Raw genomic sequence first — 13101 nt, forward strand, 5'->3', positions numbered from 1 at the left:
TCGTCTCTCGCTCGCGAAGCCGTCGTCAGGAGTAGACCGTGCTGCAACCGCCGCATTCGTCCCTGCAGGTAGCTGGCGTTCCGGCCCAGCGGGTGCCGGCGCGAGACAGGGACCAAGACGCGCCCTGGCACACCGAGGCGGTGTGCCGGCGCGACGAGGCCGGGCTGTTCTTCGCCCCGTCGAAGGAGCCGACCGCCGCCCGGCTGTCCCGCGAGGAGGCGGCCAAGCGGGTCTGCGCCCGCTGTCCGGTCATGGTCGAGTGCCGCGAGCACGCCCTGCTCCAGCCCGAGCCCTACGGCGTCTGGGGCGGCCTGACGGCGGCCGAGCGCCGGGTGGTGCTGGCGCGCCGGCGCCGCCGCGAGGTGGAGCTGAAGAAGGCGGCGCGGGCCGCGGCGAACCGCATGGCGGGCTGAGACGGCGGAAGAAGGGGCACCCTCCACGCGAGGAGGGTGCCCCTTCTGACGGGCTCCGGGGTTCTCCCGGCCCTGTCGTCCGGCCGCCGTCCGGCGCTACTTGGCCCGGTCGAAGTCGATCGCGCTGTAGGCCCGCAGCTTCCTCAGCCGGTGCTCGGAGTCGATCCGGCGGACCGTCCCCGACTTCGACCGCATGACGATGGACTCGGTCAGCGCCGTCTCCGAGCGGTACCGGACCCCGCGCAGCAGCTCGCCGTCGGTGATGCCGGTCGCCACGAAGAAGACGTTCTCCCCGGCGACCAGGTCGTCCGTGGTGAGCACCCGGTCCAGATCGTGCCCGGCGTCGATCGCCCGCTGCCGCTCCTCGTCGTCCTTCGGCCACAGCTTGCCCTGGATGGTCCCGCCCAGGCACTTCACGGCACAGGCCGAGATGATGCCCTCGGGGGTGCCGCCGACGCCGAGCAGCAGGTCGACACCGGTGCCCTCGCGCAGCGCGTACACCGAACCGGCCACATCGCCGTCGGAGATCAGCTTGATGCGCGCGCCGGCCTCCCGGACCTCCCGGATCAGACCCTCGTGCCGGGGCCGGTCGAGGATGACGACGGTGACGTCCTCCGGCGTGGACCGCTTGGCCTTGGCGATCCGGCGGATGTTCACCTCGACGGGCGCGTTGATGTCGACGAAGTCGGCCGCCTCGGGGCCGGTGACCAGCTTGTCCATGTAGAACACGGCGGACGGGTCGAACATCGCGCCGCGCTCGGCGGCGGCGAGGACGGCGATCGCGTTCGGCATGCCCTTGGCGGTCAGCGTGGTGCCGTCGATCGGGTCGACGGCGATGTCCACCTCGGGGCCGGTGCCGTCGCCCACGTGCTCCCCGTTGAAGAGCATCGGGGCCTCGTCCTTCTCGCCCTCGCCGATGACGACCACGCCGTTCATCGACACGGTGGAGACGAGGGTCCGCATGGCGCGCACCGCGGCGCCGTCGGCGCCGTTCTTGTCGCCGCGCCCCACCCAACGGCCCGCGGCCATGGCGGCGGCCTCGGTCACCCGGACCAGCTCCAGGGCGAGGTTGCGGTCGGGAGCCTCCGAGGGAACATCGAGCTCGGACGGCAGGTGATGGTGTTCGGTCATCGGAGCGCACCTTTCTGATACGACGACGGCCGGATGAGGGTCTTGGACCCGACTCTATCGTTAGGCATACAAAATGAGCAGGGGACCCCACGGATGAGCGCTTGGGACACCTGCGACGATAGGGGGCGTGGCAGGTTCGAACCGCAAGCAGAAGACGGCCCGGGACATGGTTCTCTCCCTGGCCCTGATCGTCATCGCGTCGCTGGTCGTGTACTTCTTCACCATCCCGCACGACGATCACGCTCCCGAACTCCAGCGGGTCGACTACCGGGTCGAGCTGCTCACGGCCCGCCGCGCGGCGGACTACCCGGTGGCGGCGCCCGAGGGCCTGCCGAGTACCTGGAAACCGACCTCCGTACGCTCCGAGGGCAAGGACGCGGACCGCTGGCACCTCGGCTTCCAGACCCCGGACGGCCAGTACGCGCAGGTCGAGCAGTCCACGCGCAAGCGCACCGAATTCATCGAGGAGGCCACCCAGGGCGGCTCGGCCACCGAGCGGACCGAACGGATCGCCGGCCGCACCTGGACCCGCTACACCGGCGGCCGGTACGACGCCCTGGTCCTGGACAACACCCCCGGCTCCACCACGGTGGTCGCCGGCACCGCCTCCTTCGACGACCTGAAGACGCTGGCGGCGGCACTGAAGGCGGAGTGACCGCCCGCGCGCTCCCCTACGTGTGAGGAGGCCCCCGGCGCTGATGCTGCCGGGGGCCTCCTCGTGCGTACGGGAGTGTCAGACGGTGGTGACGACGTCCTCGTAGGCCAGGCGCGGGGAGCGGGGGAACCAGGCGTCCGGGCCCGGCTTGCCGATGTTGACGACCATCAGCGGGGTGTGGTCGTCGTCCAGGAACTCCTTGCGGACGCCCTCGAAGTCGAGGCCGGTCATCGGGCCGGCGGCCAGGCCGGCGGCGCGGACGCCGATGATGAAGTACGCGGCCTGGAGGGTGGCGTTCATCGCGGCGGCGCTCTCCCGGACCTGGCGCTCGCTGAAGAACGCGTCCTTGGCCTGCGGGAAGTGCGGGAAGAGGGCCGGCAGCTCCTCGTGGAACTCGTTGTCCGCGGAGAGGATCGCGACCAGCGGGGCGGCGGCGGTCTTGGGCTGGTTGCCCTCGGCCATGAGCGCGACCAGGCGCTCGCGGGCCTCGGGGGAGCGGACCAGGGTGATGCGCAGCGGGCTCTGGTTGAAGGCGGTGGGGCCGTACTTGACCAGGTCGTAGATCGCCTGCACCTGCTCCTCGGTCACCGGCTCGTCGGTGAAGGTGTTGGCGGTGCGGGCCTCGCGGAACAGCAGGTCCTGGGCGGCGGGGTCAAGAACGAGAGACATGCGTGTACTTCCTGGGGTGCGCGTCCGGCCCGACGGGATGCCGGACCGGCTGACGCGGTCGACCCTACGCCAGCGAGGTTTAACGTTCAACTAAGAGGGGGGCGCGGTGAGCCGCCTCACAGCCGGGGCGACCGTACCGGCGCACTGGCGGCCAGGGCGGCCCGTACCGGCCGGACGGCAGCCCGCGTGACCCGTGCCGTCCGCTCGTCCTACTCGTCCGAGCCCTCGGCGCCCCCCTCTTCCTCGGCCAGGGCCGCGTCCAGCCGGGCCCGGGCCCCCTCCAGCCAGCGCCGGCACACCTTGGCCAGCTCCTCGCCGCGCTCCCAGAGCGCCAGGGACTCCTCCAGCGTCGTACCGCCCGCCTCCAGCCGCCGTACGACCTCGATCAGCTCGTCCCGGGCCTGCTCGTAGGAGAGCGCCTCGTCCACCTTGCTCGTCATCCGTCCACCTTCACAGTCAGTTCACCGTCGGCGACGCGGGCCCGCAGCGCCTCGCCCGCCGTCACCTCGGCCGGATCGCGCACCACGTGCCCGTCCGCCCGTTGCAGTACCGCGTAGCCGCGCCGCAGCGTCGCCGCCGGGGAGAGGGCCACCACACGCGCGTGCGTGTGCGTCAGCTCCGAGTCCGCGCGGTCGAGCAGATGCCCCAGGGTCCGCCGGCCGCGCTCCAGCAGGGACAGCACGTGGTCGGCGCGCTCGTCGAGCATCCGGTGCGGATCCTGTATCGCCGGCCGGGCCAGGGCGTGCGCCAGCCCGCGCTCCTCCCGCTCCACGAACGCCGCCGCGCACCGCCGGGCCCGGTCGCGCAGCATCCGCACCCGCTCCAGCTCCTCGCCCACGTCGGGCACGACCTTCTTGGCCGCGTCCGTCGGCGTGGAGGCGCGCAGGTCGGCCACGTAATCCAGCAGCGGGGTGTCCGGCTCGTGCCCGATCGCCGACACCACGGGCGTACGGCAGCCGGCCACCGCCCGCACCAGCTGCTCGTCGGAGAACGGCAGCAGATCCTCCACGCTGCCACCGCCGCGCGCGACGATGATCACGTCCACCTCGTCCATCGCGTCGAGCTCCTTGACCGCCTGCACGACCTGCGGGACGGCGTGCACGCCCTGCACGGGGACGTTGCGGACCTCGAAGCGGACGGCGGGCCAGCGGTGCCGGGCGTTCTCCAGCACGTCCCGCTCCGCGGCGGAGGCCCGGCCGCACACCAGCCCGATCAGCTGCGGCAGGAACGGCAGCGCCGTCTTCCGCTCCGGTGCGAAGAGCCCCTCCGCCGCCAGGGACTTCTTCAGCTGCTCCAGCCGGGCCAGCAGCTCACCGACGCCGACGGGCCTTATCTCGGCGGCGCGCAGGGACAGCTGGCCGCGGGGCGCGTACCACTCGGGCTTCGCCAGGACGACGACCCGGGCGCCCTCGCCGACGACGTCCGCGACCGCGTCGAAGACCTGGCGGTAGCAGGTCACGCTGACGGAGATGTCGTGCGACGGGTCGCGCAGGGTGAGGAACACGACTCCGGCGCCGGGGCGGCGCGACAACTGCGTGATCTGCCCTTCGACCCACACCGCGCCGAGCCGGTCGATCCATCCCCCGATCAGCCGCGACACCTCGCCTACGGGCAGGGGGGACTCCGGGGACGTGTTCACAGCCATGCGGTCGAGAGTAACGGCCGGTACTGACAAGGGGGCGGCCGTGCGGCCGTGCGCCGTGGGGCGGGGCGCGCGTTGCCGGGTGCGGGTCCGTCGTGGTCTCCCGCGCGGTTCCCCGCGCCCCTTCGGGGCGCACACACGTCGGCTATCCGGGAACCCGGCCCCGCTGCCCCGCCAGCACCCCCAGACCGATCACCAGCCACACCGCCCCCACCACCTGGGCCACCCCGGACGCCGCCACGACGACGGCGACCGTGATGCCGGCCCCGGCCACCGGCACCAGCACATGCCGCCACCAGCTCGCCTCCCCCCGGCGGCGGACGAAATACCCCACCACGCTCGCGTGCAGCAGCGTGAACGCCGACAGCGCGCCGATGTCGACCACCGAGACCAGCTTGTCCAGCCCGTCGTCCCGCCGTGCCGCCCACCCCGCCGCGACCAGCGTGACCACCGCCGCGCACACCAGCGCGACCCGCGGTACGCCCCCGTCCGTCCGGGACAGCGCGCGCGGCAGCCGCCGGTCGCGGCCCATCGCGAACAGCAGCCGTCCGGCCGCCGCCTGTCCCGCCAGCGCCGCGAACGCCGCTCCGACCGCCTTGCTCGCGGCCACCAGGTCGTGCAGCCACGTGCCGACCGAGGAGTCCACCGCGTCGTAGAAGGCGGACCCCTGCCGCCCCGGATCGCGCGCGAGCCCCGCGGAGGACACCGGCTCCAGCAGCGCCACCAGATACGTCTGCGCCACGAACAGCACCCCCGCCAGCGCCAGACAGAACAGCAGCGCCCGCGCCACCCGCGCCGAGCCTCCGGTGACCTCCTCGGCGAACGTCGCGATGGCGTCGAAACCCAGGTAGGACAGGACCGCCACGGACACCGCGCCGAGCACCGCGGCCGCCGCGAAACCACCCTGCGTACCGTCCCCCGTCAGCGGCGACAGCGGCCCCCGCGCCGCCCCGTCGTGCGCCAGCACCACGACGGCCGAGACCACGAACACCAGCAGGACCACGATCTCCAGGGCCAGCACGGCGAAGCCCACGCGCGCGGCGGCCCGTACGCCCCACAGGTTCAGCAGGGTCGTGAGCACCACGGCCAGCGCCGTCCACACCCACCGGGACACCTCCGGGACCAGCGCGTTCATCGCGATCCCGGAGAAGAGATAGGCCACCGCGGGGATGAGGACGTAGTCCAGCATCGCCATCCAGCCGGCGACGAACCCGGCCCCCTCGCCGAGCCCCGCGCGCGCGTAGGCGTACACCGACCCCGCCTGCGGGACGACCCGCACCATCTGCGCGTAGCTGAACGCCGTGAACCCCATGGCGACCGTCGCCACCACGTACACCAGCGCCACCGCGCCGTGCGATCTGGCGTCCAGCGCCCCGAACACCCCGACCGGCGCCATCGGCGCGATGAACAGCAGCCCGTAGACCACGAGGTCCCGCAAGCCCAGGCTGCGCCGGAGACGATGGCCCGCGTCGGCCCCGGAGGTTGTCGTTCCGGTGTTGGACATACACACAAGTCTTCCCCGCGGAGTGTGGGGAAGCGATCTCTGCGCTTGTGAACGCGGCCTTACGATGGGACGCATGACCGCTTCCTCTGGCCGCCGTGTCCTGCTCGCCGCCCCCCGGGGCTACTGCGCCGGCGTGGACCGCGCCGTGATCGCCGTCGAGAAAGCCCTGGAACAGTACGGGGCCCCGATCTACGTCCGGCACGAGATCGTCCACAACAAGTACGTGGTGCAGACCCTGGAGAAGAAGGGCGCCATCTTCGTGGAGCGCACGGAGGAAGTGCCGCCCGGCAACATCGTCATGTTCTCGGCGCACGGCGTCGCGCCCGTGGTGCACGAGGAGGCCCGCCAGGGCCGGCTCGCCACCATCGACGCCACCTGCCCCCTTGTCACCAAGGTCCACAAGGAGGCCGTCCGGTACGCCGGCGAGGACTACGACATCCTCCTGATCGGACACGAGGGCCACGAGGAGGTCATCGGCACCTCCGGCGAGGCCCCCGACCACATCCAGCTGGTCGACGGCCCCGACGACGTCGACAAGGTCGAGGTCCGCGACCCCTCCAAGGTGGTCTGGCTCTCCCAGACCACCCTCTCCGTCGACGAGACCATGGAGACCGTCGACGCCCTGAAGACCAAGTTCCCGGGCCTCGTCTCCCCGCCCAGCGACGACATCTGCTACGCCACCCAGAACCGCCAGCTCGCGGTGAAGCAGATGGGCGCCGAGGCCGAGCTGGTCATCGTCGTCGGCTCGCGCAACTCCTCCAACTCCAAGCGGCTGGTCGAGGTCGCCAAGCTGGCCGGTGCCCGCGACGCCCACCTGGTCGACTTCGCCGACGAGATCGACGAGTCCTGGCTGGAGGGCGTGACGACGGTCGGCGTCACCTCCGGCGCCTCCGTGCCCGAGGTGCTGGTCGAGCAGGTCCTGGAGTGGCTCGCCGAGCGCGGCTACGGCGATGTGGAGCTGGTCAGGGCGGCCGAGGAGACCATCACCTTCTCGCTGCCCAAGGAACTGCGCCGCGACCTGCGCGAAGAGGCGGCGGCACTGGTGGCCGAGCGCGGCGGGAGCGGCACACCCGTGGCGTGACTGTCAGTGGTCCGTCGTAACGTGGAGCCATGCAGATCTTCGGCGTGGACATCGGCGGATCCGGGATCAAGGGCGCTCCCGTGGATCTCGACCGGGGCGACCTGGCCCAGGAGCGCCACAAGGTGCTCACCCCGCACCCGGCGACGCCCGACGCCGTCGCCGACGGGGTCAAGCAGGTGGTGGACCACTTCGGGTGGACCGGGCCGGTCGGCCTGACCTTCCCCGGAGTGGTCACCGGCGGCGCCACGGTCCGTACGGCCGCGAACGTGGACCCGGGCTGGATCGACACGGACGCGCGCGCGTTGTTCGCCGACCGGCTCGGCGGCCTGCCGGTGACCGTGGTGAACGACGCGGACGCGGCGGGCGTCGCCGAGATGGAGTTCGGCGCCGGCCGGGGCCGCCGGGGCACGGTCATCCTGCTCACCTTCGGCACCGGCATCGGCAGCGCCGTCTTCGTGGACGGCGCCCTGCTCCCCAACACGGAACTCGGCCACCTGGAGCTGAACGGCCACGAGGCCGAGAAGCGCGCCTCCAGCAAGGCCAAGGAGGACCACGACCTCAGCTGGGAGCGTTGGGCGCGCCGCGTCCAGCGGTATCTCCGGCACGTGGAGATGCTGTTCTCGCCGGAGCTGTTCATCATCGGCGGCGGGGTCAGCCGCAAGGCGGACAAGTTCCTGCACCTCATCGAGGACGTCAAGGCCGAGATCGTCCCGGCGCGACTCCAGAACGACGCGGGAATCGTGGGAGCGGCGATGAGAGCGGCACAGTCGGGCTGAGGGGGGCGCAGCAGTCCCGCGCCACCGGGCGGCTTGGCTGGGGAGTGGCCCGCCGGCCGACCGGTGAAATCCGGGCCCGAGGGGGCGTCAGCCGCGCCGCTGTCGTCCCCGCACCCACCGCACCCGGCGGACGAGCACGATCACCGCGGCCAGCAGCGTCCCGCCGTACAGCCAGCCGGCCTGGGTGGCGAGCCCGGTGACCAGGCCCATCAGCCGGCCGAGCAGCCCCCCGCCGCCCTCCGCGACCGGCAGCAGTCCCACGGCGAACGCGATCGGCAGCACCACGGGCGCGCTCAGTACGTCCCCGCCCCGCACCCACAGCGCGGTCAGCACGCTCACCGGCAGGAACAGCACGCCGTAGACCGCCGGGGAGGCGCCGAACAGCAGCTGGTCCAGGCAGCCGAGCAGAAACATGGCCACGGCGCAGAACAGACCGCTGCCGAGCCCGGTCAGCCGGGGATTGGGCAGCCGGGGTCCCGGGGGCGCGGTCGCGGACGCCACCCGGGTCCGCCGGCCGGCCCGACCGGTCCCGCTGCCACCCCCACGGGCGCCACCCGGGCGCCGCCGGCCCTGGGAGGGCATCGGGGAGGGAGAAGCCGTGGGCGGCACGGGACGCATGGGGACCTCCGAAGCCCTGGCAGCCTCCGAAGCCCTGGAACCCGGCGACACCCCATGGGCAGGCGACGCCCCGGGAGCCGACGACGGCGGGGGCTGCCGCAGGCCTCTGGGGCGCTGGGGCGGCATGCCGCGTCGCGGTCCGTCGTTCGGGGGTCGCTGCCTGTGTTGCTCCACAGGGACCAACCTAGGTCTGTTTATGTGCTGAATCAGCCCTCAGACACGCCGGGCGGGGGAGCTTGGCCGGGCGTCCGGCGCTCTCGTGAGGCGGACGCCCGGGACGCCGTAAACTGGTGGATCGGCCAGTGTCGGTCTCTGGCCCCTGGCAGCCCCTGGCCCACTCAACTACGGGAAGTCGCAACGTGTCGCTCACGATCGGAATCGTCGGCCTGCCCAACGTCGGCAAGTCGACCCTGTTCAACGCCCTGACCAAGAACGACGTGCTGGCGGCCAACTACCCGTTCGCCACGATCGAGCCGAACGTGGGCGTGGTCGGCGTGCCCGACGCCCGCCTCGCCCAGCTGGCCTCGATCTTCAAGTCGGAGCGCATCCTTCCGGCCACGGTCGACTTCGTCGACATCGCCGGCATCGTGCGCGGCGCCTCCGAGGGTGAGGGCCTGGGCAACAAGTTCCTGGCGAACATCCGCGAGTCCGACGCGATCTGCCAGGTCATCCGCGCCTTCAAGGACGAGAACGTCGTCCACGTCGACGGCAAGGTCTCGCCGAAGGACGACATCGAGACGATCAACACCGAGCTGATCCTCGCCGACCTCCAGACCATCGAGAAGGTCCTGCCCCGCCTCCAGAAGGAGTCGCGGATCAAGAAGGACGTCGCGCCCAAGGTCAAGGCCGTCGAGGAGGCCAAGGAGATCCTGGAGAAGGGCGAGACGCTCTTCGCCCACGGCATCGTCCAGGGCAGCGAGCGCGCGGAGCTCCTCCACGACCTGCACCTGCTGACGACGAAGCCCTTCCTCTACGTCTTCAACGTCGACGAGGACGAGCTGGTGGACGAGGACTTCAAGAACGAGCAGCGCGCGCTGGTCGCTCCCGCGGAAGCGATCTTCCTCAACGCCAAGCTGGAGGCGGACCTCGCCGAGCTGGACGAGGAGGAGGCCCTGGAGCTCCTCCAGTCCGTCGGCCAGGACGAGCCGGGCCTCGCGACCCTGGCCCGCGTCGGCTTCGACACCCTCGGCCTCCAGACGTACCTGACGGCCGGCCCCAAGGAGTCCCGCGCCTGGACCATCAAGAAGGGCGCCACGGCCCCCGAGGCGGCCGGTGTCATCCACACCGACTTCCAGAAGGGCTTCATCAAGGCCGAGGTCATCTCCTTCGACGACCTGGTGGAAGCCGGCTCCGTCACCGAGGCCCGAGCCAAGGGCAAGGCCCGCATGGAGGGCAAGGACTATGTGATGCAGGACGGGGATGTGGTGGAGTTCAGGTTCAATGTGTAGCGGGTGACACCACTACTTCACTGATCTGCCAAACATGCAGGTCGGAAGGGGTCCGACTCTCCGGGGTCGGGCCCCTGGCTTTTCCCGTGCTGGGATGGTGCTGGGATGGCTGATGCCTCGTCATCTGTCGTCATCCCTGCACTACCAGGCTGCTGTGCGACCGGATGTGAGCGTTTCGATCAGCAGAGAACGCCCGTGTCAGCTTGATGGGTGACACCACCGAGCTCCCATTTCGGCATTGGGCGCAGACCGCCGCTTCGGATTACCGTCGAGAAGAATTGACGCGGCCAGCAGGTCAGGTAGTTCACCTGCGTCTTCTTGTATCGTGCACCCCTTAGATCGGTCAGATGCATGCGTGTGCTCAGCAACAGTGCACGCTCAAGATTCACACGTCTGAAGCTGGCTTCGGAGAGGTCGGCTCCAATAAAATTAGCTCCTCTCAGATTGGCGTCATCGAAAATTGCACCTCGTAGCTTGGCGTCGCGAAAGGAATATCCCTCCAGATCCATTCCCCTGAAGTCTGCATCAAGCAACTCCTTGCCTGCAAAAGAAAGATCCTTGATCGAGTGGTGATGCGGGTCGAAGCCAGAGATGCTTGAAGATAGCTGTACATTCGCGCGCCACGTGGCTTCTTCCTGAGTTTTCTCGAAAGAGTGTTCCAGGAAGAATACGGATAGGCTGACGGCGAAGCCCGTAATCAACCCTCCCCCAATGCCGGCGAGAACGCTACTCTCCGTGGATGCTTGATGTGTTCCAATTGCCATCTTCCAGGCGAGGCCAGAGAGAAGCAACCCGGCGACAATCAGCACGATTACCAATGCCCACTGCCAAGGACTTGCTGTCATATTTCTCACGGTCGCGGAATCTCGGAGGGAGATCTACGCGACAGCCTGTGGAAAGCTGAATAATCACCCACACGGGGGTGTCCATGCTTATTGCGAAGCCGTCTGCGCCTACGAGCGCCTGCCTCTCCCAAGAGAACACCGACGAAGGCATCACGGCAGCCAGAGCCGATGGCATGCATGTCCTCGATGCCGCGGGCGGTCGAGATGAGATCCTCCACCTCGCCTTCCGTGCCACAGGCCCTGCACCAATCACGAAGGTCGCGCTCCGAGGGGGCACGGGTGCCCACAGCAGCCGAGACGCCGCATGGTGCTGGGATACGGCTCCCGTGCTGGGATGACCGACTCGAAAGAGTCGGTTCCGCAAGTCACAGCGCTGGGTCAGACGTTCCGGTTCAACGTGTGATCGCTGCGTTACTGTGCGCTAGGGGATTCGTCAAGCGTGCAGGCTGGAAAGGGCCGGGCTCTGGGGATCCCGGTCCTTTCCCGTTCCCGTGCTGACTTCAGTTGCCCCGCGGTGGGGTGAGTTTGTCGAGATCCAGGCTGATCTCGAAGGGAACCGGGCGTTTCAAGGTGCCTCGGAAGATGCCGGCGGGTGCGTAGGCGCGAGTTGGTTCGTCGAGTTCGTAGACATGGACGACGGGGGCGCCGTTCTCGTCCTCGATGCACCAGTAGTGCGGGATGCCCGCCTCCGCGTACTTGCGGAGCTTGACCGTGCGGTCCCGGTGCGCGGACTCGGGTGAGACGACCTCGATGACGAGTCGCACCTCGTCCGGTGCGAACCAGGTGCGGTCCGCGTCGTAGCCGGCCGTCGTCAACAGCAGATCCGGCTCGGGCCGGTTTCGCTCGTCGAGCTTTATGGTCATCTCGCGGCCGACCCTGACATCGCCGGGCGTCTGCTCCATGAGAGCGACTGTGAGCATGGTGACGAGGTGGCCGTGCCACCACCTCTGCGGCGACATCATGAAGACAAGCGCTCCGTCGATCAGCTCGGTGTGGCGGGGTGCCTCGGGAAGGCGGTCCAGGTCCTCCGCGAACCAGCCTTCCTCGCGCGGCGGGCGCATCCAGTCGGGCAGTGCGGTCATGGCTCAACCGTAGCGACTCGGCGAGGGCCGGGCCACGAGCTCGGCAACAGGGCGACGGAGTTCCGCCTCAACGTGTAGCGGGTGACATGCCACTACGTCACTGATCTGCCGAACACGCAGGTCGGAAGGGCCCGACTCTTCGGAGTCGGGCCCCTGATTCTTCCCGTGCCGGGATCGTGCCGGGATGCCGGTGAGTGTGACGTGGCGCAGGCAGCAGGCGCCTTGGCCGATGGGCAGCCCGGATCACGTCGCGTGCAGTGCGGTCAGCTCCGAGCGCAGTTTCTTGATCCCCTCCTCGGCGACCTCGTAGGCGCTCGGCACGCCCGGAACCGGCTCGCCCTCCCCGGGGATCCAGAACTTCCGCCTGGTCAGCCGCAACGAATCGAGGAACGCCGGGATGGCGTTGAAGACTTCGATGAGCAGCGGTCCGTCGTACACGGGCAGGATGGGGTCGAGGAACTCGCGCCAGGGGATCCAGCTGTCCGCGACCTCACCGCGGTCCGGTGGGGACACCTGCACGTGGTGCAGGCGTCGCTGGTCGGCTGCGTCCTGGATGTCGCGGCGGTACGCCTCCGGGCCGCTGCTGCCGAGGACGACGTGGGAGCTGTCCACGGCAACGCCGATGTGCGGACTGCGCACCTCGGTGAGGAAGTCGAGCACGTCGCGCACCATGTTCGGGGCGGGTGTCTCCCAGTGGTTGACGGGTTCGATGGCGACCTGGACGCCCTTGTCCGCCGCGTACGCGCCGAGCTGCTCGAAGAGCGGCCGCGCGATGTCGTACCGGGGCCGCAGCCAGTCCTGCAGCGCGTCACTCCACAGCGTTTCGCCGTTGACGGCGGGAAACACGTTGTAGGGGAACAGGACGGGGCCCGCCATGATGGTGCCGCGCAGGGCCGCTGTGATGTCCACCCTGGACTTGAGGTAGGCCAGGGCCGCCTCGCGTTCCTCGGCGTTCAGCGATGTGGGGTTGTAGGCCGGCGTCGTGGCCACGTTGGTGGTCAGACCCACGTTCTCCAAGCCGGCTGCGTCGAGAGCCTTCCTGAGCCTTTCGTAGCGGGGTACGTCCGCTTGCGGGTCGCCCGTGCCGTTCGGGAAAACGGGCAGGTCGAAGCCCGCGTACCCGATCTCCTGCAGTTTCTCCATGTGCCTGACGACGACCTCGGTGTACTGGGGGTCATCCGGGTGCAGGTTGACGGTGAACATGAAGAAGCTGAGGTAGATGTCGCGTGCCCTCATC

Annotated in this window: 14 protein-coding genes; 5 read left to right on the forward strand and 9 right to left on the reverse strand. The window is 69.8% G+C overall.

Features of this window, described 5'->3' with window-relative positions:
- Nucleotides 1-38: 38 nt before the first annotated feature.
- Nucleotides 39-413, forward strand: a complete 375-nt coding sequence (locus IE251_RS01880; protein WP_189751127.1) for a WhiB family transcriptional regulator — start codon at nucleotides 39-41, stop codon at nucleotides 411-413.
- A 96-nt stretch (nucleotides 414-509) separates the two neighbouring features.
- Here the strand turns inward: IE251_RS01880 and glpX are convergent, their stop codons facing one another.
- Nucleotides 510-1544, reverse strand: a complete 1035-nt coding sequence (gene glpX, locus IE251_RS01885; protein WP_030778779.1) for a class II fructose-bisphosphatase — start codon at nucleotides 1542-1544, stop codon at nucleotides 510-512.
- A 127-nt stretch (nucleotides 1545-1671) separates the two neighbouring features.
- Here glpX and IE251_RS01890 point away from each other — a divergent pair, with 127 nt between their 5' ends.
- On the forward strand, nucleotides 1672-2199 hold the full coding sequence (locus IE251_RS01890; protein ID WP_189751128.1) for a DUF4245 domain-containing protein: 528 nt from the start codon (nucleotides 1672-1674) through the stop codon (nucleotides 2197-2199).
- 78 nt (nucleotides 2200-2277) lie between these two features.
- Here the strand turns inward: IE251_RS01890 and IE251_RS01895 are convergent, their stop codons facing one another.
- The 4 genes from IE251_RS01895 to IE251_RS01910 form a co-directional block, all read right to left on the reverse strand.
- Nucleotides 2278-2868 (reverse strand): malonic semialdehyde reductase, encoded by a 591-nt coding sequence (locus IE251_RS01895; protein WP_030778785.1) that lies wholly within the window; start codon nucleotides 2866-2868, stop codon nucleotides 2278-2280.
- 209 nt (nucleotides 2869-3077) lie between these two features.
- Nucleotides 3078-3308 (reverse strand): exodeoxyribonuclease VII small subunit, encoded by a 231-nt coding sequence (locus IE251_RS01900; protein ID WP_189751129.1) that lies wholly within the window; start codon nucleotides 3306-3308, stop codon nucleotides 3078-3080.
- Entirely contained in the window at nucleotides 3305-4513 is a 1209-nt protein-coding gene (gene xseA, locus IE251_RS01905) for an exodeoxyribonuclease VII large subunit (protein WP_030778789.1), read from the reverse strand. Before xseA ends, IE251_RS01900 begins: the two co-directional genes overlap by 4 nt.
- 142 nt (nucleotides 4514-4655) lie before the next feature.
- A complete protein-coding gene (locus IE251_RS01910; protein ID WP_189751130.1) occupies nucleotides 4656-6014 on the reverse strand; it encodes an APC family permease in 1359 nt (452 codons plus the stop codon).
- Between the two features lie 64 nt (nucleotides 6015-6078).
- Here IE251_RS01910 and IE251_RS01915 point away from each other — a divergent pair, with 64 nt between their 5' ends.
- Complete coding sequence (locus IE251_RS01915) at nucleotides 6079-7095, forward strand: 4-hydroxy-3-methylbut-2-enyl diphosphate reductase (RefSeq protein WP_189751131.1); 1017 nt, start codon at nucleotides 6079-6081, stop codon at nucleotides 7093-7095.
- 29 nt (nucleotides 7096-7124) lie between these two features.
- On the forward strand, nucleotides 7125-7871 hold the full coding sequence (gene ppgK, locus IE251_RS01920) for a polyphosphate--glucose phosphotransferase (RefSeq protein WP_189751132.1): 747 nt from the start codon (nucleotides 7125-7127) through the stop codon (nucleotides 7869-7871).
- Between the two features lie 87 nt (nucleotides 7872-7958).
- Here the strand turns inward: ppgK and IE251_RS01925 are convergent, their stop codons facing one another.
- Nucleotides 7959-8372: a DUF6542 domain-containing protein gene (locus tag IE251_RS01925; protein WP_373301958.1), complete on the reverse strand. Its 414-nt coding sequence runs from the start codon at nucleotides 8370-8372 to the stop codon at nucleotides 7959-7961.
- 476 nt (nucleotides 8373-8848) lie between these two features.
- Between IE251_RS01925 and ychF the strand changes: the two genes are divergently transcribed.
- On the forward strand, nucleotides 8849-9937 hold the full coding sequence (gene ychF, locus IE251_RS01930) for a redox-regulated ATPase YchF (protein ID WP_030778799.1): 1089 nt from the start codon (nucleotides 8849-8851) through the stop codon (nucleotides 9935-9937).
- A gap of 179 nt (nucleotides 9938-10116) precedes the next feature.
- Here the strand turns inward: ychF and IE251_RS01935 are convergent, their stop codons facing one another.
- The 3 genes from IE251_RS01935 to IE251_RS01945 form a co-directional block, all read right to left on the reverse strand.
- Nucleotides 10117-10782 carry a pentapeptide repeat-containing protein gene (locus IE251_RS01935; RefSeq protein ID WP_189751133.1) on the reverse strand — a complete coding sequence of 222 codons (666 nt, stop codon included), beginning with the start codon at nucleotides 10780-10782 and terminating at the stop codon, nucleotides 10117-10119.
- Nucleotides 10783-11282: 500 nt separating this feature from the next.
- Nucleotides 11283-11864: a Uma2 family endonuclease gene (locus tag IE251_RS01940; RefSeq protein WP_189751134.1), complete on the reverse strand. Its 582-nt coding sequence runs from the start codon at nucleotides 11862-11864 to the stop codon at nucleotides 11283-11285.
- Between the two features lie 243 nt (nucleotides 11865-12107).
- Nucleotides 12108-13100, reverse strand: coding sequence for a sugar phosphate isomerase/epimerase family protein (locus IE251_RS01945; RefSeq protein ID WP_200692311.1), 993 nt, complete (start codon nucleotides 13098-13100; stop codon nucleotides 12108-12110).
- Nucleotide 13101: the final 1 nt, after the last annotated feature.

Origin of the sequence: Streptomyces eurythermus (assembly GCF_014649115.1) — a bacterium.
GTDB lineage: Bacteria > Actinomycetota > Actinomycetes > Streptomycetales > Streptomycetaceae > Streptomyces > Streptomyces eurythermus.